Here is a 17,494-nt window from a genome sequence, read left to right on the forward strand (position 1 = left end):
CATTGCTATGATGTATAATTAAATACGGACACAATAGTAAAATATTGTTCATCAGTTCCTTTGTATAATTGCAGAGCTAATAAGATGAATTTTTAGTAATCTATTAACGATAAAAATAAAGAATGTCGGGGGACAAATAGAAATGAAAAAAAATAAAATAATTGTGGTAGTTATAATTATTATTTTTTCTCTTTTTATTGCATGGTTTTACGTAGGTATGAATGGATTACCTTGGAAAATTAGACAAACAGGAGTTACTTCTCAAAAGTATCTAAGGGAAAAGTATCCAGACTTAAAATATAAAGTGGATAAAGCATATTACAATTCAAAATTTGGATGTTATTATTGCAGTGTTGTTACTGAAGGTGATTTACCAATAAGCTTTGAAGTTATTGTAAGAGAAAATGAAACCATTGAGATAATTACTTTGAAATGAAGGTAAATACCGAAGCGAAAAATATAATAGTAGGGTTAATAAAAAACAGCGTACCTAATATAAAGTATATTTCTGTATTAGAGGATGCTGGTCCTAGTTCGGTAGCTGGAAGTTATAAAAAGTACACAAGGTTTACACCTGGAAAGGTATATCCATTAAAAATAGATATTACATGGAATGGTGATAAAATGTCATTAGACAGTTTTATTGATAAAACTTTAAATATTAGAGAAATTTTAGAAAGTAAAAATATTTCTGTTTGTGGTCTTTATATTCAAGATGAAACAAATAAGTATGTAATTGATTTAAATGGAGGAATAGTGAATGGAAAAAAGGAAGGTAACTATAATCTTACGAAGGATGAAATTATAAAAAGTAAAACTGCATATATAATGAAATAATTATTAATTAAGAAAAAATCAAAATAATATGACGGAATATTCTTTAAATATAAATTAAGGGAAGCTATTTTTGGCTTCCCTTAAAAATTGTCATATTATCAACACTAGTTACTGCAGCTGAAATTCTAGTAATGTTATGGGGATATAATTCAAATGGTGTAGAATATCAAGGAACATTTGGTTCAGGCCTTAAAGGAGCAATAAATTCCTTTAAAAGTGCTCATGGTTTATCTGCAAATGGAATATGTGATCGTTCTACATTCCTTTCACTGATTAGCTAATAAAGCCAAAATATTTATAATAATAATCATTTTTATAATATAAATATACCAAGTATTTATTTTACGATCATTTATGTCCTGGTATCTTGTTATTAGCATAAGTATTACCTTGTAATGGTTTAAATCCAGATATCTCTATAGTTGTTACATAGGGAAATGTAAAGTTAAGAGTATACTTATGTCCATAAAAAGTAGCTTGCGTTCCATCTCCTGTAAAAACTGCTGTATTTCTAAGGAAAATAACCTTTTTATTTTTTGTTTTTCTATCTATTTCATGAACAGTAAAATCAAAAGAAGTATTAGTTACATTAGAAATTACAACCTCACAATAATTTTTTGTTGATTCTCCAAGATCACCTACGAAATATCTATCATCCAAATAATTACCTTGATATAATTTAATTTTCATATTTACCTTAGTTATTTTTTGAGAGACATTATTTTTATCTTTTACTACTTGTTTATTGGGACTTATTTTAGTAGACTGTATAGAATTTGTATTATTTGAATCTGTTTCTTTTTTTTCATCAATACTATTTTGCTCATTAGTAGCTTGTATCGGATTATTAATATCTTTTGAACCATCTTCTAAAGTTTGGTTTTCATTAGTATATTTTATAGGTTTATTTGCTTTTTTATCACTATTACAACCAACTAAAATGAAAATCAAACTTAAACATAATATCAAAACTAAATTCTTTTTCATAATTCAAATCCCTTTCTCTTTAATTTTATAATTATAATAATATCATAGCATAATTATCTCTTTTATCTATATAATAACTGTAAAAAATTTAAATCATTACTATATAAGGGGGACTATTCCTATTACACCTCCCATATTTTTTGTATCCTATTTGGGCATATGAAAGTAGTGAAAAGGAAGATTTAAAAATACTTTTGCCTTTATAATGCAATAAAAAGCCACTTAGTAGAGATGACTTCTACAAAGTGGCTTATCTTCACATTATATACCTATAGATTGCAACAACTATTTTTGCTTATAAATTATATCACAATTTGTACTTATTAATTTTTCATCAGGTGAAACTAACATAATAGTATAATGTCTTTATTTTGGAGATGAGGAAAGTATATCTATTTTTAGAAAACAATCAAAGATTAGAAGGATTATAGATACATTTGTGGAATTACAGTTAATAGTTTTAATCGGCTACCATCTGAATACAAACCTATTCATTATGCGAAGCAAGAATACTTTATATTAATTTGTATTTGGGGGTGAAAGTTATATGAAGAAAATATTGAGAGTTTGCACTTTAATTGCTGCTTTTTTTGCTATGGTACTAGGATTTTTGAATCTAATAGGGATTATTACAACTCAATGGGCTTGGATAAGTTTTGCCGGGATTTTACTAGCGATTTTAATGAGTCGTGAACAATTTTCAATAAAGGGAGAGCCAAATAAAACAAAGAATGTTCGTATTCTCGGAATCGTTTGGTTGCTGACTGGTGCTGTGAGTCTTTTAGCGTTTATAAAGAGTGTTTTAAGATAAAAATTATAATCATTATCTTTAGCAATTAATATGTCATATTCTTATATGTCGGTGCGACAAGAAGTCGCTAAACGTATCGCCGTTCGAAACTGCACTCCCAGTAGCAACAAAAACTGTTTCAATTTTTGTAAGGGGTCTGCCTAGCCAACAAATCCGACAACTCAGATATGTAATAGTTTTCAAAAATGGTGTTTAATTATATGATTTTTCTACTGATTAAGTCGCAACTGTAAATAATTGCTACTTAATTACAAAATAATTTTTTTGGGGGGGGAAATATTATGTATCAATATTATAAGGGTTTGATTATTAGAGAAGGAGCAGATGGGCTTAAATCGGATATGATTAAGAGAATGTACACCGAGGTTGGTTGGGTGGCTTCAAATCAACCACAATGGCAAGATGAAAAGTACGAAATCTGCTTTAAAAATTCATCATGGGTTTTCACTGTATGGGATAATGAAGATATATTAGCAATGGTAAGGGTTGTCTCAGATAGAGTTATGACTGCAACTATTCAAGACCTTGCTGTTAAAGAGGCCTATAGAGGAAAAGGCATTGGTAAAAAATTAGTAGACTTATGCTTACAAAAGTTACCGCATGGAAATTGGTGGGTACATACAACTCCTGAAAATTATGATTTCTATAAAAAGTGTGGATTTGAGGTTTCTCAAATATCTGAAAGTTCAACACTAACATATATGGGGTTCATAAAGGCACGATTAGAAGGACATAGATAATACTTCGTATTTTTAATATTATGAAAAATTTATATCCTTATTTTGCATATATTTTTATAATCTATAAATGAGCGAAAACGCTAACATTTATTTATATGCAAAGTAAAATCAACGCTTTAAGTATTGTATGTACTAATCAAAATTAAAATTCAAAAGACATATAAAGTATTGATATTACTTATGTTGTTAATTAATGGATGCAAAAACGCTCATTTATAGTATAATCTAAAATATACAAGAATATAAAAGATACAACTATCATACCTATTATGGCTCCAGTTAAAAAAGAAACTAAGTATACTTGATAAAATATAACCATAGATTTAAACCCAAAGATTCCCACGACCGTATGTACATTATATACAGTTGGTACTATCCCCATAATGCATATTATGCCCCACTGAAACTCCCACTCATAAATGAATGGGGTTCTTGAATACTAAATAACTTCTTTTATACTCTCATTTATAATAAAAACTATAAATTACAACATATAAAAACTAATTATTTTCTTCAAGAATTTCACTATCAAGCATCACAATTGACACATTAACGATAGTATATGGCTCGTTTCAAAACCTAAGTATATTATATCGCACTAAAATAATCATGTCTAATGGTATATTTTAGTAGTGCTATCCATTCCACACCTAAAGAGAGTGGGCTTTCCGCAAAAATTCTTTGTAAATTAAACATATTAGGTTTTTTATTTTTCAAAGATAGTATTACTGCGGGATGAGCTAATGTAAATGTCACATATAAGACCTCCCTATTTAATTAACATAACCGTGTATTTGAAGGTTGCGTACTAATTTTGTTCATTATTATTTTTTAGCCTATCTGTTCTAATTTATTCATCCACCAATCTTTATCAAAATATAAATGTCTAACTGGAACCATAACAATATATTCACTGTTCACTTCTATAATCTGAGATGTGCCTGTATATACTAGATCTATATATAAGTTAAATGGTTTAACTTTTCTTTGCACTATATTTTCAAACTCATTAATATATGTATAGATTCTTTCATCATCAAATCCTTCAAGATATGAAAGTGCATTTTTGCCTCCACCAACCATTTCCCACCATTGTATAAAAAGTTGCCATGAATTTTTACAGTATTCTCTTAATTCACAATAATATATATTCGATTATACCGTTATTACCATAAATTATGTATATTTACAATTGTTTTAAAATGTGTAATAGCCTCACACTGAAAGTAACTCAATTGGTATTGTGTAAATTTAGTATGGTTTTATTTAAATAAATTATCATTTTGCTTTTTAGCTTTTGAGTCCCTATATGCAAGAAAACCTGTAGCAATTTAAGGATAAGCTGATTCTTGTGTTTGATCAGGGTAATCCTGATTCCAGCCTGTTTCAGAAGTATTATGATTACACGAAAAAAATGTTTCAGAGATGTAGCTCAATTCTTAAAATAATCACTTTAACATTGTTGAAATAGAAACAAAAGTATACTATAATATTGTTAATACACCAACGGGTGGGAGGACAAGATATGAACAAACAAGAACAGGTTTTAATGGGTTTCAGAGACATATACAACAAGACGGTTTCGCTTAATAAGCCTAAGATGAAAGACAGTTTTAAGGGTTATAACTCTTTTGAAGTGCATTGCATAGAATACATTGAAAGAAATGTAGATTCCAACGTGACAAAACTTGCGGAGTCCTTTTATGTGACTAGGGGTGCCATAAGTAAACTAACTAAGAAGCTCATAAAAAAAGGCATTATCGAAAGCTACCAGAAGCCAAATAACAAAAAAGAAATCTATTTTAGATTGACTTCGCAAGGTAAAGTAATTAACAAAGTCCACGAGGAACTGCATAAAGAGTTTCAAGAGCGGGATAAAGCCGTATTTGAGCAGGTAACAGAGAAGCAATTTGATATCATGCTTAGCTTCGTGGAAAAGTATAATAGGCATTTGGATGAAGAAATAAAGAAGCAAGGTATAGATATAACAAATCGAAATGATTTTGAATAATGGGCTTGTATCAAAAATTAGCCTAAACGGGGCTGTATCAAAACGCTGAAACATCAGCATATGATACAGCTCCATTTTATTGTTGACAAAGAAACAATAAAATGATAAAGTAGTTATGTTTCCTAGGAAACATATTCTTTTTTAGAGAGGTGGAATTTTAAATGCGTAAAAATTTTTTGTGGATCATTGTGGGAATTGTACTTATGAATGGAATCGGGATGACAGTGGTGTTCCCGCTATTGCCATTTTTACTCGGCAATTACTTGCCCGCTTCGCAAATAGTTGTAGGAATGAGTGCCCTGGCATCAGTTTTTGCGGCTTGCACTTTTTTTGCAGCGCCAATATTTGGGGCATTAAGCGATCGCTACGGTAGAAAAAAGATTTTAATCATTAGTTTACTCGGATCTGCTATAGGATATATTCTGTTTGGTATCGGTGGAGCGCTGTGGGTGCTATTTCTGGGTCGCATAATTGATGGATTAACAGCAGGCAATATCAGTACGTTGTTTGCTTACATTGCTGATAGCACAGAGCCACAGGAGCGCACAAAATGGTTTAGCTATATAGGTGCTGCCATGGGAATAGGATGCATGATAGGGCCTGCACTGGGAGGTCCGCTTGGCGCCATTTCAATTACACTACCGTTTTTCGTTACTGCAGGTATAATGTTCCTCTCCACTATTTGTACCTATTTCTTTCTGCCGGAATCACTGTCTCCTGAAAAACGATCAACCCATTTTTCCATAAAAAGTTTCAATATTTTCGGTCAGTTCAAAGATATTTTTACCATGAAAGAGGCCAGATCGCTTATCATCGTCGGAGGATTCTTCTATGTTGGACTCGGAATCTATCAATTCAATTTCAGCATCTTCTTAAAAGATATTTTCTCCTGGGGGCCTGCGCTTATCGGTGGTATCTTTACTATTATTGGAGCCTGCGATATTATTTCGCGAGCTGTGTTATTACCGCTTCTTCTTAAGAAGTTCAGTGAGCGAAATATTGGTATTGTTGGTCTTTTCGGACTAGCACTGGGACTTAGTCTAATAATTCTTAGCACTTATATCACGTCTCCAGTAATTATTATTGCTGCGGTTATGAGTATCACGCTAGGCGAAGGATTGTTCGATTCGTCCTACAACGGACGACTCTCAAAGTCTGTAGATGAAAATAGCCAAGGAAAATTACAGGGTGTAAATCAAAGTTTGCAGTCCGCTTACAGAGTTCTTGTTCCTCTTACAGCTGCTGCTATATATTCATTCAGTCCCGGCATTCTATATGGAGTGGCAACTTGTGTTATGATTGGATCGCTGATTTTATTCTCGAAATTACAACCGCAATATACTTAAAAATTTTATACAATCTAAGAAGTAAAATTGCATACAACAAGGTTATATGCAATTTTAAAGACTTTGATGATAGTTCTGATTACAATTTAATAGATAATATGAGACCTTTGAGGGAGATATTGCAATAATTTATAAAAATTAGAATTGTATTTACTATAATGATATACTAATAAATAGGTCGTAGATGTAAAACAATTTAATAAATAGTAATTTGATGTACAGGTTATTTAATAATCTTTCAGACAAGACAAAACATAACACAAAAAGTCGGGAACAACCGCTTGAAAAGAGATAAGATATATGTACAGACAGGGGTGATGATTATGGGGTGGATTGAAGGAATCGGTGAAGCTATCAAATATATTGAGGAGAATATCACTGAAGAAATCGGAATAAAAAATATTGCAAAAAAAGTACTTATGTCGACCTTCTATTTCCAAAAAGGCTTTGCAACGCTTTGTGGTTTTACGGTGGGAGAGTACATCAGACAACGCAGGCTTACCCTTGCCGGCAGTGAGCTTGTTTCTACTGATGAAAAAATCATTGATATTGCACTGAAATATGGCTATGCCTCACCAGATAGTTTCACAAAAGCTTTTACTCGATTTCATGCTTGCACACCTACTGCTGTTCGAAAAGATGGAGCAATGATTAAATCGTTTGCTCCGCTGAAAATCAAATTTTCATTGGAAGGCGGTTATATTATGGATTACAAAATTGTTAAAAAAGATTCGTTTACTGTAATGGGCGTATCAAAGGTATTTAAATATGATAGTGCAACTACAGAAATTCCACAGTTTTGGACAGAGCATTATCAAACAGGAAATGGGAAATTTGTATGCGGAATGTACGGAGTATGCATAGATGATAGCATGGGTTCAGATGAGTTCGAATATTTGATTGCAGATAATTATAATCCGTCCATAGAAATATCTAATGGTTTTGTTACAAAAATTATTCCTAAACACACCTGGGCTGTTTTTACTTGCAATGGCGCAATGCCTAAAACTCTGCAAGATGTGAACAGAAAGATCTTCTCAGAATGGCTGCCTAATTGCAGTGATTATGAAATTGCAGCAGGTTATAATATTGAAATGTACACCAATACGGCTGATTATCCGCAAGGTAATCAAGACGAAAACTACTACAGTGAAATTTGGATTCCTGTTAAGAAAAAATAACTACGTAAAGGATCACAATTCGGAGTTCATCAAATTCCAATTTGTAAAGTTGATGTAGAACAATTTTAGATTTAGTTTTTGTCGTATCTTTCGCATAGTGTGACTTAAATCCTACCTTTTTCATTTTTAAGGAATATGTTTAAAATATATTTAAGGAATTGGATTTTTGTATCCTTTCTTAATAAGATTCTGATAATTAGGTGGTAATTCATAACTTTTTATATGTTCAAATTTTTTTATTTCAACATCTCCAGTGCCTCCAACTATAACAGTGATATAATCAAGCCCAACACCTAAATGTGGTCCTATATAAGAATTAACTCGCAATTTTATATTAAAAACAAATGAGCGATAGCCCTTAGGTCTTTCAGCACTCAATACGTATACTGTATATGGAGCAACCATTGGGGTGTCCGTTAGATACTTTGAATAATAGTTATCAACTTCTTTCTGAATATAAGGCAATAGTAATGATATAAAAATATCTTGATATAATTCTTCTCTTGACTGTTTTGGTGGATAATATGGTAAATCAACAGGATCTTGTGTATTAGCATAAACAAGAGTATTAACTGTAAATTGTAATCCTAATATCAAAATAATTAACATTAAAATAGGCTTTTTAGACTTTTTCATCTTTATCTCCCTTTTAAGTATGAAATTAATATTACTATCTGCATTAATAGTAATTTTATACTGAAAAAGTAGCAGAATGTTAAGTATAAATGAAAATAGAAATAGCATTGATGTTGTTAATATCAATGCTATTTTTTCGTTATTTTTAAAGTTGATAACAAAAGCGAGTATCCTAACATTTTTTTAATTTAACAAAAACAATACATATATGAATTATTGAAGTAGTTTTGTTAAATTAATATTGAAAAAAATTATAAATAATGTATAATTAATTTAACACATATACTGCATATTAGAATAAGTGAAAAATATTTGTTAGAGAGGTGAGAGTATGAATGAAATAATAAAACAGAAAATCAAAGAGTTATTTTTCAAGAATAAAGGCTATGCTACAACAAAAGAAATTTCAGACAAGGGTATAAATAGGTATTATGTTAGTACCCTTGAAAAATCAGGTTTTATTTTAAAAATAAAAACAGGATTATATAAGTGGGTAGATTATGATTTTCAATACAATTTCGAATTAGTTGATGTATTTAAAATAGTTCCTAAAGGGATATTGTGCCTTACTTCTGCATTAGCTCATCATGATTTAACAACTATTAACCCTAGGCAGTATGAGATTGCTATAGAAAGAAGCAGCAAAGTTATAATACCTGAGTATCCGCCAATTAAACTTCTATATTTTTCACAAAAACAGCTAAATATAGGTATAACCAATATAGAAGTAGATGGACATTTAATTAAGATATATGATATAGAAAAGACAATCTGTGATTGCATAAGATATAGAAATAAAATTGGAATTGATATTGTGAAAGAAGGAATTAATGAGTATATAAAAAGAAAAGATAGAAACTTTAGCAAATTAATGAAATATGCTGAAGTTTGTAGAGTTCAAAAAATACTAAAACAGTATTTGGAGGTGCTTGTATGAGTAAGAAAATAAAAGACATTATTGCATCGGCAAGAGCAAGACTTGCGATTATAGCAAAAAAGGAACAAAGAAGTTTTGATTCAGTATTATTGTTATACATGCAAGAAAGAATATTGGGGTATAGGTAGTAATGGAACAGAAATCGGCTATAAGCCTGTAAATATATGGTGATAACTAACCCTAACGTGTACACAGTAGGTGTTTTAGAATACCAATTATTTAATATGAACGTTCAAAAACACAAAAATTAAATATATTGAACGCACTATATAAAATGACAAGGTATATTTTATATGTAAATAAATAATATTAAGTTGTAACTTTCTGTTCCATTACTACAGATACCCTAATACCCGGAAAAAGACCACAGAGAATGATTCAGACGCCCTTGATGGTTTTGTTGAATAAGTTTGTTTAAATTTTGAAATATTAATAGGACAAAAAAGCATATTTTTTCGTTTTAAATGGTATAATTTATTATGATAATAACGATAATATTAATAAAAATGTTTTAGATAAGGAGATTTAACAATGAAAAACCCATATGTACCATTCACATTACCTAATGATGAATTAATTGATAAGGTAAGATTATTTAATAAAGTAATAAAAGCAAATAAAGAAATTGCTATCTATAATGAAAAATTGAAAAATTCAAAAATAAGACCTGACCTTTTAATGGATTTATTTTCATTAAAAGAAGCTTTAGAATCTTCTAAAATTGAAGGGACTCAAGCAACTATGGATCAAATGTTAGAATATAGATCAGATGAGAAAAATGTTACGGATGATATTAAAGAGGTAATAAACTATCATATTGCTCTACAAGAAGGAGTATATGGGCTAGAAAGATTGCCTATAAGCAGTAGATTAATAAAAGATTTGCATAAAACATTACTTGGTGGTGGTGTGAGAGGTGGAAGTAAAACACCAGGACAATTTAGAACTATTCAAAATTATATAGGAACACAAGGTTGCACGCTGCAAAACGCTTCGTTTATTCCACCAGAGCCACAGCTTGTAGATAGTTATATGAGCAATTTAGACAAATTTATAAATGAAGATGATGAAACTAATGATTTAATTAAAATAGCATTAATTCATTCACAGTTTGAGACTATTCATCCCTTTTTAGATGGTAATGGTAGAATAGGAAGGATACTAATTCCTTTATATTTATACAATAAGGGATTCATAAGTAGTGCTAACTTATTTGTTAGTGAAAGCTTAGAAAAAGATAAATATAAATATTATGATCTTTTAAATGCAACTAGAGTTATTATAACCCATAAAGAAGATGATGAAGATCAATATAAAAAAGATATTGCAGTAGCACGAAAAAATTACTCTGATTGGATAGACTTCTTTTTATCTGCATGTATAAATGAATCAACTAAATTAATTGACAAAATAGAAAAAATAAATGAACTATATAGTATAACTATAGATAAAAGCATAGAGATAATAGATAGTAGCAAAATGAGAGAGGTTATAGATGTTATATTTGAATTTCCTATTTTTACAAAAAATAAAATAAGCAGTAAAGTAACGATTCCAACAACAACTTTAGATGGTTATTTAAGAAAATTAGTGGAAGCAAAAATAATTTATTCGGATAAAAGACCTAGAAATAGAAAATATTACTTTTATGACCTAATTAATATTCTAAAATAAGTGTTCTTGACCACATAAAAATGATTTACAAAAGCTTATGGAACAAACAGTGCTTTGTTCCATAAGCTTTTATTTTTTTCTTTGGTAGGGGTTGTAAGCCCTAACCGGGGTAGTGATAACATGGTACTATCTATTTAAGTCGTAAGCGATGGAACAAACACCGTAATGCAAGTTAACCTCCCTTTTGATATACTTTAATAAAGTAATCGAGGGGAGGTTTTATTTGGGAAAGGCAGACCAAGACATAGAAAACATATAATAAGTACGACAGTTATTTATTTGTAAAAGTAATTTTGATCATTCTCTACATATAAGGTGACGTAATAAGTCTATATTTTTTTGATGAATTTATAGAATGTTCTTTAAAATGCAATTTTCATTGCAATATATAATTTGAGATATCCTCTCATAAAAATGATATTTTAAAAACAAATCCTTTATTTTAAACATGAAGGATTTGTTTCATTTTTATACTGCAAGTCTAGTCTCGCAATACTGCAAACCCTCTCCCTACCCCAAATTACTCTGCATATAAACTTCCTTTTTTTGATCCTCAGTTATTCCTATATACCTTAAAGTTTGTGTTTTAGAGGAATGATTAAATATATCCATTAACAGCTCTATGGTTGTTCCTCCAGTATAGGCGTGGTAACCGAACGTCTTCCTCATAGTATGGGTCCCAACCTCTCCGGATATTATATTTCCTTTATGATCCCTTTCAACCAGGCCTATCATTTCCGCAGCATTATTTAATATGTACCAGGCATGTTGACGAGATATTGGTTTGTTTTCTGCTTTTTTACTACAAAACACATACATATCTGGCAGCACTTCAACTAAACTGCTCGCATAGCCTTCAATTAGTTTACTAACTATGGATCCTATGTAAAACTTTTTGGTTTTTGAAGTTTTCTTTTCTGTTATTGTTACATATTCTTTGGCACTCATGCTTTTGAAGTTTATAACATCATCAAAGGTTAATTTTAAAATATCACTTATACGAAGTCCAACATTTATTCCAAGGATGAATAGCAGCTCATTTCGAAGACTCTGATCTCTTAAATAGGATCTCATAATTCTTATGGTTTTTAAATCTCTTATAGGTTCTACAGTTTTCATTTTACATCTTCCTTTTCATATTACTTTGTTAAATAGTTAACAATAACTGAGTTTATATCTAAATTTGTTAAATATGGTCGTATATATTAGGTTTTCAAGGCAAATTTATATCATACCTTGTCGCAAATTAGAATTCCCAGTTTTTATATTACACAACAATGTATAAATAGTCAATATGTCATATTAGAACAAATTGGAAAATACCATTTTTTTACAACGTAAGTATTTGAGCCATTTATAATCTGACACAACGCGGTTGTGTCAGATTATAAATTTATTACAAAGTGCTGATATATTTGTAATATATGTAAATACATTAATTGGAATTATTTTTTAGAGGGTATTTTTTATGTATTGTTATTTTTAAAACAGAAGTTTTAAAGAGATTAAAAAAACCGTTTAAAATTTATTACAAAATATGTATAATAGATATATAAAATAAAAAGGGTGGTGTTTATACTGGAGAGTTTAGTTGAAAAAGCAAAGAACGGAGACAGAAACTCTTTGATGGATATTATTGAAAGGTATAAGTTTTTGATAATTAAGTTAGCTGGAAGTTACCACATACCTTCCTATGAAATTGACGATCTTGTGCAGCATGGATATCTTTCTGTTATAAAAGCAGTTAATCTTTATAAATTAGGTAGCAATACTTTTGATGGTTATTGTATACATGCTATTAGAACTAATTTCAAAGCTCTTCTAAAGGGAGAAATAAAACACTATAGAGAAGTTCCAAATCCGCAGCCTACAAGTAGCAGTGCCTCTTGCGAGTATGAATTCACCTTAGAGGATGAAGTAATAGCTTACGAGGAGACCCAAAGGCTTTATAATGCCTTGAAAAAATTAGATCCAGTTGAAAAAGACGTTGTTTCGAGATTTTACTTACACTACGATAGTCTTCGGGAAATAGCTTGTGATGGTGATAACAGTTATGCTCATTATAGAAAGATTAAAGATAAAGCTTTAAAAAAGCTTAAAAAATATATTTAAAAAATTTTAGAAACCAATTGAAATAAGCATATATATTATCTATAGCGGTGAGGGAGGTGGTGCGTCATGTATGATGCATTTGTTAAACTGGTTAATACAGTTGGCTTCCCTATAAGTGTGACGATATATCTGCTTGTTCGATTTGAGAAGAAAATTGAAGATCTCAATAAATCTATTTCTGATTTAACTGCAACTATATCCACCGTTATAGGAAAATCTCAAAAATAAGGGTACCTAACTTTGGTATTCTTATTTTTTATAGGCAATATAGATTGCCATAATGTTTGTGGATAATCTGTGGAGAATTTTGGTATATACCTTCAAAACAACAACAAATATAACTTATTTATGGTTAGGTTCATTGTTGTTGTTTTAGATGTTTTAACATCTTTTTGTTTTAAGTGTTTTAGAAACACCTCAAAGTGTTGATATGACTAGGTTTGAAAAATCTATTACGAGCTTTCCATACCCAACTACGAGATTTCCATACCTAAAAATAATCTAACTACGAGCTTTTCATACCTAACTACGAGTTTTTCATACCTAAATACGGAGTAGTGCATTGACTATTCGTATTAATATGGTAATATATGTTCATGAGGTGATTGTATGAACAAGAACTATTTAATAACTAAATCAAATTATTTTATTATGAATAGTAGTTATGATTTAAGTTTGCAAGAGCAAAAAATAATACTTACACTAGCTAGTATGGTACAACCAAATGACGAAGAATTTAAACCTTATAAATTTAAAATATCAGATTTTATGGAGCTTGTAGGGATTGTAGATAAATCAAAATATATTGAAGTACCTAAAATTACAAAAGAATTAATGAAAAAAGTGTTTGAAATTGAAGAAGGCAATACAATAATTCAAACTGCTTGGCTTAGTGGTGTAAGATATGAAAAAGGTTCGGGTATGGTAACATTAAAATTTAATCCTGATTTAAAACCTTACATGCTAAAACTTAGTAATATGTTTACTCAATATAAATTAGCAAATATATTAAACATGAAAAGTAAATATTCAATAAGAATGTATGAAATACTTAAAGCTAATGAATTTAAAAAACAGAGATACATAGAAATTGAAGTTGAAGAATTAAGAAAATTAGTGAAAGCTGATAATGTATATCCTTTATATAATGATTTTAAAAGGTTTGTTATAGAGAGAACTCAAAAAGAATTAAAAAAATTAAGTGATATAAGTTTTGAATTTGAAGAAAAAAAGACCGGTAGAAAAGTAACTTCAATTAAATTTTACATAACCAGTAATAAAAATACTTGTAAAAGTGAAATAGCAGCTTCACTGGCAGAGCCTAAACCAAAGCTTAAACCAAAGCCACAAATAAACATTGACCATATTAAAATTGTAAAAGAGATTATAAAAGAAGAAATAACAGACCAGGAGGCACAAAGCATATTGACTAGTGCCAATGGAGATATACATATAATCAAAGAAAAGTATAGATGTTCTCAAAGAGCAGCTAAAATTACAAATATGGTTGGATGGCTTATTGATGCAATAAAAAAAGATTATCAGGCTCCTATAAGCAAAGTTAAAGTTGATAAATTCAATGACTACGCGCAAAGGGAATATGATTTTGATAAATTGGAGAAGAAATTACTTGGATGAAAATAAATGGATGAAATATAAATAGCCTAGAGTAATCAAGGGTGTAGCGATGTTTTAGCTATACTTTTTTTGTTTTTATTTTTATTTTCAAAAAAACCGCAAAACTTCTGGAGGAGCATATATATTCAGTGAAAACAAATTGAAAGGAGTGATTAACATGGCAGTTAAATCAACAAAGGTAGCTAGTTCCTTAAAACTTACTATGGTAGTAGGAGTTGACATCAAAGGTAAAGAGAAACATGGAACAAAAAAATTAAGTAATTTAAAAGTTACTGCAGTAGACGAGGACATTTTTGCTGTAGGACAAGCTATTTCCAACATTAAAAATTATCCATTAGTCGGATTAGACAGAGAAGATCAATATAGCTTAGTTAATGCGTAACTTTTAGCTAACTATTGAAAGTGAAGAATTTAAAAACCTAAGTAAAATAATTTAAAGGAGGAAAAATGATATGAATAAATTAACTATGAGATTTTTAACTTCTACAGAAGGTAAGTATTTTACCTTAACTGTAGATGACGTTAAGGCTGATGAAAAAGGAGTCCCAACTGTTACAAAAGCTGAAGTAAATTCTCTTATGGATTTAGTTATTGCAAAAAACATTTTTGCAGCAGCTAACGGTAACTTAATTGGCAAGAAAGATGCAAAGATAAGTACTACTGATACTAGTACAGTTGACATAGCATAGTAAAATAGTGCCGAATTTCGGCACTATTTTTTATTCTAAGAGAATAATTTAGCCCAGGTATTTTCCCCGCAAGCTCCATCAGCTGCTAAATTATTATTTTTCTGATATTCCCTAACGCATCTCTGCGTTTCATCTCCATAAATGCCATCCATACTAGCCTTAAATCTATATTGAAGGTACCTTATAGCTATCTTATTTTTACTACTATTAATACTACAAATAGGCTTTCTCATAATGATTTCTAATGCATTTAAGGTCTCGGGGCCACATATGCCATCAGCAGTAATACCTACTATATTTTGAAAATTTTTAACAGCAGTAATGGTTAATGCTCCACTGGCTCCATCTACCACTAAAATATTATTATTGATGTCTTTAATCTTCATCTTATTTAATGAACTCTGCAGGTATTTGATATTTTCTAAGTTACTACTAGTTGGGATTTTACCTCGAAACACAGGATCATATTGATAGAGCTTATTTTCCTGGATTATGGCCACAAGTTTTTCAGGGTACTCATTATCCGTACAGTAACCACAGTTATATAGATTTTGGCAGGCCTGTTTGTAGTCTTTAGATTCTATAACAGCGCGGTATCTGCTAAAACTTAAAAGCTTTCCATGGTCTAGGATGCTATCGACTAAAGAGTCATATTTTCTAAACTTGCATACCATGGGGGTTTTGACTCCATTTATCCATTCGTGAGTGTTAAGCTCTTGGTCTTCATAGCCACAACCATTTGTCCATTTGATTCCGAAGATGTTATTGCCTTCAACATGCTGCAGCCATCCGGTTTCTAATATGGCTTGGGCTATGGTTACTGAGGGAAGGGTGTTGTATTTTTTGTAGGATAGTAGGGCACCGGTGGTTAGGGTTTTTATTATTTGGTTTTTGTTCATGGGTGATTCCTCCTTTGGGGTTTTAATTTATATATATGGAGGAGGAGAGGGGTTTTTAAGATTTAGGGAAAAATATTTTATTTTTTTGATTAAAGCATTGATTTATATGTGTTGTTAAGCAGTTAGTTAAATTTAACTAAGCAATTACGCGGTTGAATGTATTGGTTTTATTCACTATAACCTTTAGTATATTGAATGTTATTTTATGGTATTAAATGGTACAATCTATTTATGAGTTGTTTCGCAGTCGTATAAAAAGGTGAAGTAAAGTTTATCAATATTATTGGGGGGATGTGCATGAATAACAATATAGAAATTGTAAAAAAATTATACTCTGATGAACATGCAATAGGAGATATGCGAGATTACACCAAGAAAAAATTAAAAGTTTGGGAAAATGAAGTAGTTTCACATTTTCCTGTTAAATCATGGGTTCTTGATATAGGTTGTGGCATGGGTAGAGAAGCGTTTTGTTTATATGATAAGGGGTTTAAAATTACGGCTACTGACATTTCTGAAAAGGTTATAGAACCCGCAAAACAATTTGCTATAGAAAGTAAACGAAATATTGAGTTTTTATTAACGAATGGACTAGACTTACCCTTTGAAAGTAATACTTTTGATGTTGTAATAATATGGTCACAGACTTTCGGCCTTTTTTACGAAGAGGAGAATAAAATACATATTTTAAAAGAATGCAATCGTGTTTTGAAAAGTAAAGGAATACTTAGTTTTTCTGGTCACGATAAAAAATTTTTAGAAGCAAACTACTCTCAATATCTTGATGGTAAAAAGTTCTTTGCTTATGCAAATACAGATTGTTATTGGGAAAGTTTTACCATTAATGAAATGATAGATTTTGCACAAAAAACAGGATTTACAGTTATGGAGTGTAGAAGAGGTATGGTTTATAAAGAAGAAGATGGGCAGGTGCTTCATTGTATATGCAGAAAACGAGTATAATAAAGTGTTAAGTTAGTTCACTTTATTCTTAAA

Annotated in this window: 23 protein-coding genes; 17 read left to right on the plus strand and 6 right to left on the minus strand. The window is 30.2% G+C overall.

Annotated elements, in window-relative coordinates; translation table 11 throughout:
- The first annotated feature begins 142 nt into the window (after positions 1–142).
- The 3 genes from G9F71_RS26895 (at position 143) to G9F71_RS26905 (ending at position 1,118) form a co-directional block, all read left to right on the plus strand.
- Positions 143–436, plus strand: a complete 294-nt coding sequence (locus tag G9F71_RS26895) for a hypothetical protein (protein ID WP_164952346.1) — start codon at positions 143–145, stop codon at positions 434–436.
- Positions 433–837 carry a hypothetical protein gene (locus G9F71_RS26900; RefSeq protein WP_164952347.1) on the plus strand — a complete coding sequence of 135 codons (405 nt, stop codon included), beginning with the start codon at positions 433–435 and terminating at the stop codon, positions 835–837. The genes G9F71_RS26895 and G9F71_RS26900 overlap by 4 nt, the downstream gene beginning before the upstream one ends.
- 131 nt (positions 838–968) lie before the next feature.
- The gene (locus G9F71_RS26905) at positions 969–1,118 is read left to right on the plus strand and encodes a peptidoglycan-binding domain-containing protein (RefSeq protein WP_224626961.1); all 150 of its coding nucleotides are present in this window, start codon (positions 969–971) and stop codon (positions 1,116–1,118) included.
- A 67-nt stretch (positions 1,119–1,185) separates the two neighbouring features.
- On the opposite strand, the gene G9F71_RS26910 is transcribed toward G9F71_RS26905, so the two are convergent.
- Complete coding sequence (locus G9F71_RS26910; protein WP_164952348.1) at positions 1,186–1,824, minus strand: hypothetical protein; 639 nt, start codon at positions 1,822–1,824, stop codon at positions 1,186–1,188.
- 547 nt (positions 1,825–2,371) lie between these two features.
- On the opposite strand from G9F71_RS26910, the gene G9F71_RS26915 reads away from it, so the two are divergent.
- The gene (locus G9F71_RS26915) at positions 2,372–2,635 is read left to right on the plus strand and encodes a hypothetical protein (protein ID WP_164952349.1); all 264 of its coding nucleotides are present in this window, start codon (positions 2,372–2,374) and stop codon (positions 2,633–2,635) included.
- 281 nt (positions 2,636–2,916) lie between these two features.
- Positions 2,917–3,375 carry a GNAT family N-acetyltransferase gene (locus tag G9F71_RS26920; RefSeq protein ID WP_164952350.1) on the plus strand — a complete coding sequence of 153 codons (459 nt, stop codon included), beginning with the start codon at positions 2,917–2,919 and terminating at the stop codon, positions 3,373–3,375.
- Positions 3,376–3,963: 588 nt separating this feature from the next.
- Here the strand turns inward: G9F71_RS26920 and G9F71_RS26925 are convergent.
- Positions 3,964–4,131 carry a hypothetical protein gene (locus G9F71_RS26925; protein ID WP_164952351.1) on the minus strand — a complete coding sequence of 56 codons (168 nt, stop codon included), beginning with the start codon at positions 4,129–4,131 and terminating at the stop codon, positions 3,964–3,966.
- 75 nt (positions 4,132–4,206) lie between these two features.
- Complete coding sequence (locus tag G9F71_RS26930) at positions 4,207–4,458, minus strand: hypothetical protein (protein WP_224626965.1); 252 nt, start codon at positions 4,456–4,458, stop codon at positions 4,207–4,209.
- Between the two features lie 442 nt (positions 4,459–4,900).
- Here G9F71_RS26930 and G9F71_RS26935 point away from each other — a divergent pair, with 442 nt between their 5' ends.
- The 3 genes from G9F71_RS26935 to G9F71_RS26945 all read left to right on the plus strand — a co-directional run bounded on the left by G9F71_RS26935 (position 4,901) and on the right by G9F71_RS26945 (position 7,913).
- Positions 4,901–5,386, plus strand: a complete 486-nt coding sequence (locus tag G9F71_RS26935; RefSeq protein WP_164952352.1) for a MarR family transcriptional regulator — start codon at positions 4,901–4,903, stop codon at positions 5,384–5,386.
- A gap of 161 nt (positions 5,387–5,547) precedes the next feature.
- A complete protein-coding gene (locus tag G9F71_RS26940; protein WP_164952353.1) occupies positions 5,548–6,732 on the plus strand; it encodes an MFS transporter in 1,185 nt (394 codons plus the stop codon).
- 323 nt (positions 6,733–7,055) lie between these two features.
- Positions 7,056–7,913 (plus strand): AraC family transcriptional regulator, encoded by an 858-nt coding sequence (locus G9F71_RS26945; protein WP_164952364.1) that lies wholly within the window; start codon positions 7,056–7,058, stop codon positions 7,911–7,913.
- 150 nt (positions 7,914–8,063) lie between these two features.
- Here the strand turns inward: G9F71_RS26945 and G9F71_RS26950 are convergent, their stop codons facing one another.
- A complete protein-coding gene (locus tag G9F71_RS26950) occupies positions 8,064–8,549 on the minus strand; it encodes a DUF3888 domain-containing protein (protein WP_164952354.1) in 486 nt (161 codons plus the stop codon).
- Positions 8,550–8,880: 331 nt separating this feature from the next.
- Between G9F71_RS26950 and G9F71_RS26955 the strand changes: the two genes are divergently transcribed.
- The 3 genes from G9F71_RS26955 to G9F71_RS26960 all read left to right on the plus strand — a co-directional run bounded on the left by G9F71_RS26955 (position 8,881) and on the right by G9F71_RS26960 (position 11,160).
- The gene (locus G9F71_RS26955) at positions 8,881–9,486 is read left to right on the plus strand and encodes a type IV toxin-antitoxin system AbiEi family antitoxin domain-containing protein (protein WP_164952355.1); all 606 of its coding nucleotides are present in this window, start codon (positions 8,881–8,883) and stop codon (positions 9,484–9,486) included.
- Positions 9,483–9,614: a hypothetical protein gene (locus tag G9F71_RS27505; RefSeq protein ID WP_258881182.1), complete on the plus strand. Its 132-nt coding sequence runs from the start codon at positions 9,483–9,485 to the stop codon at positions 9,612–9,614. Before G9F71_RS26955 ends, G9F71_RS27505 begins: the two co-directional genes overlap by 4 nt.
- 403 nt (positions 9,615–10,017) lie before the next feature.
- Positions 10,018–11,160, plus strand: coding sequence for a Fic family protein (locus G9F71_RS26960; RefSeq protein ID WP_164952356.1), 1,143 nt, complete (start codon positions 10,018–10,020; stop codon positions 11,158–11,160).
- Positions 11,161–11,670: 510 nt separating this feature from the next.
- On the opposite strand, the gene G9F71_RS26965 is transcribed toward G9F71_RS26960, so the two are convergent.
- Entirely contained in the window at positions 11,671–12,279 is a 609-nt protein-coding gene (locus G9F71_RS26965; RefSeq protein ID WP_164952357.1) for a tyrosine-type recombinase/integrase, read from the minus strand.
- Positions 12,280–12,729: 450 nt separating this feature from the next.
- On the opposite strand from G9F71_RS26965, the gene G9F71_RS26970 reads away from it, so the two are divergent.
- The 5 genes from G9F71_RS26970 to G9F71_RS26990 all read left to right on the plus strand — a co-directional run bounded on the left by G9F71_RS26970 (position 12,730) and on the right by G9F71_RS26990 (position 15,599).
- Complete coding sequence (locus G9F71_RS26970) at positions 12,730–13,272, plus strand: sigma-70 family RNA polymerase sigma factor (RefSeq protein ID WP_318011128.1); 543 nt, start codon at positions 12,730–12,732, stop codon at positions 13,270–13,272.
- A 66-nt stretch (positions 13,273–13,338) separates the two neighbouring features.
- Positions 13,339–13,500 (plus strand): YvrJ family protein, encoded by a 162-nt coding sequence (locus G9F71_RS26975; protein ID WP_164952358.1) that lies wholly within the window; start codon positions 13,339–13,341, stop codon positions 13,498–13,500.
- Between the two features lie 381 nt (positions 13,501–13,881).
- Positions 13,882–14,910, plus strand: coding sequence for a replication initiation protein (locus G9F71_RS26980; protein ID WP_164952359.1), 1,029 nt, complete (start codon positions 13,882–13,884; stop codon positions 14,908–14,910).
- A gap of 157 nt (positions 14,911–15,067) precedes the next feature.
- Complete coding sequence (locus G9F71_RS26985) at positions 15,068–15,292, plus strand: DUF1659 domain-containing protein (protein ID WP_164952360.1); 225 nt, start codon at positions 15,068–15,070, stop codon at positions 15,290–15,292.
- Positions 15,293–15,362: 70 nt separating this feature from the next.
- Positions 15,363–15,599, plus strand: coding sequence for a DUF2922 domain-containing protein (locus tag G9F71_RS26990; protein WP_164952361.1), 237 nt, complete (start codon positions 15,363–15,365; stop codon positions 15,597–15,599).
- Between the two features lie 35 nt (positions 15,600–15,634).
- On the opposite strand, the gene G9F71_RS26995 is transcribed toward G9F71_RS26990, so the two are convergent.
- Positions 15,635–16,498: a glucosaminidase domain-containing protein gene (locus tag G9F71_RS26995; RefSeq protein WP_164952362.1), complete on the minus strand. Its 864-nt coding sequence runs from the start codon at positions 16,496–16,498 to the stop codon at positions 15,635–15,637.
- Positions 16,499–16,795: 297 nt separating this feature from the next.
- Between G9F71_RS26995 and G9F71_RS27000 the strand changes: the two genes are divergently transcribed.
- Positions 16,796–17,461: a class I SAM-dependent methyltransferase gene (locus G9F71_RS27000; RefSeq protein ID WP_164952363.1), complete on the plus strand. Its 666-nt coding sequence runs from the start codon at positions 16,796–16,798 to the stop codon at positions 17,459–17,461.
- Positions 17,462–17,494 lie beyond the last annotated feature (33 nt).

Source organism: Clostridium sp. FP2, from assembly GCF_011065955.2.
Taxonomy (GTDB): Bacteria; Bacillota; Clostridia; order Clostridiales; family Clostridiaceae; genus Clostridium_AD; species Clostridium_AD tagluense.

Excerpts from the sequence above, each read along its gene's own strand:
- G9F71_RS26895 (WP_164952346.1), top strand. The coding sequence starts at position 143 with ATGAAAAAAAATAAAATAATTGTGGTAGTTATAATTATTATTTTTTCT.
- G9F71_RS27505 (WP_258881182.1), top strand. The coding sequence starts at position 9,483 with ATGAGTAAGAAAATAAAAGACATTATTGCATCGGCAAGAGCAAGACTT.
- G9F71_RS26960 (WP_164952356.1), top strand. The coding sequence starts at position 10,018 with ATGAAAAACCCATATGTACCATTCACATTACCTAATGATGAATTAATT.
- G9F71_RS26910 (WP_164952348.1), bottom strand. The coding sequence starts at position 1,824 with ATGAAAAAGAATTTAGTTTTGATATTATGTTTAAGTTTGATTTTCATT.
- G9F71_RS26995 (WP_164952362.1), bottom strand. The coding sequence starts at position 16,498 with ATGAACAAAAACCAAATAATAAAAACCCTAACCACCGGTGCCCTACTA.
- G9F71_RS27000 (WP_164952363.1), top strand. The coding sequence starts at position 16,796 with ATGAATAACAATATAGAAATTGTAAAAAAATTATACTCTGATGAACAT.
- G9F71_RS26905 (WP_224626961.1), top strand. The coding sequence starts at position 969 with ATGTTATGGGGATATAATTCAAATGGTGTAGAATATCAAGGAACATTT.
- G9F71_RS26975 (WP_164952358.1), top strand. The coding sequence starts at position 13,339 with ATGTATGATGCATTTGTTAAACTGGTTAATACAGTTGGCTTCCCTATA.
- G9F71_RS26965 (WP_164952357.1), bottom strand. The coding sequence starts at position 12,279 with ATGAAAACTGTAGAACCTATAAGAGATTTAAAAACCATAAGAATTATG.
- G9F71_RS26955 (WP_164952355.1), top strand. The coding sequence starts at position 8,881 with ATGAATGAAATAATAAAACAGAAAATCAAAGAGTTATTTTTCAAGAAT.
- G9F71_RS26915 (WP_164952349.1), top strand. The coding sequence starts at position 2,372 with ATGAAGAAAATATTGAGAGTTTGCACTTTAATTGCTGCTTTTTTTGCT.
- G9F71_RS26985 (WP_164952360.1), top strand. The coding sequence starts at position 15,068 with ATGGCAGTTAAATCAACAAAGGTAGCTAGTTCCTTAAAACTTACTATG.
- G9F71_RS26900 (WP_164952347.1), top strand. The coding sequence starts at position 433 with ATGAAGGTAAATACCGAAGCGAAAAATATAATAGTAGGGTTAATAAAA.
- G9F71_RS26935 (WP_164952352.1), top strand. The coding sequence starts at position 4,901 with ATGAACAAACAAGAACAGGTTTTAATGGGTTTCAGAGACATATACAAC.
- G9F71_RS26950 (WP_164952354.1), bottom strand. The coding sequence starts at position 8,549 with ATGAAAAAGTCTAAAAAGCCTATTTTAATGTTAATTATTTTGATATTA.
- G9F71_RS26980 (WP_164952359.1), top strand. The coding sequence starts at position 13,882 with ATGAACAAGAACTATTTAATAACTAAATCAAATTATTTTATTATGAAT.
- G9F71_RS26945 (WP_164952364.1), top strand. The coding sequence starts at position 7,056 with ATGGGGTGGATTGAAGGAATCGGTGAAGCTATCAAATATATTGAGGAG.
- G9F71_RS26920 (WP_164952350.1), top strand. The coding sequence starts at position 2,917 with ATGTATCAATATTATAAGGGTTTGATTATTAGAGAAGGAGCAGATGGG.
- G9F71_RS26990 (WP_164952361.1), top strand. The coding sequence starts at position 15,363 with ATGAATAAATTAACTATGAGATTTTTAACTTCTACAGAAGGTAAGTAT.
- G9F71_RS26940 (WP_164952353.1), top strand. The coding sequence starts at position 5,548 with ATGCGTAAAAATTTTTTGTGGATCATTGTGGGAATTGTACTTATGAAT.
- G9F71_RS26930 (WP_224626965.1), bottom strand. The coding sequence starts at position 4,458 with ATGGTTGGTGGAGGCAAAAATGCACTTTCATATCTTGAAGGATTTGAT.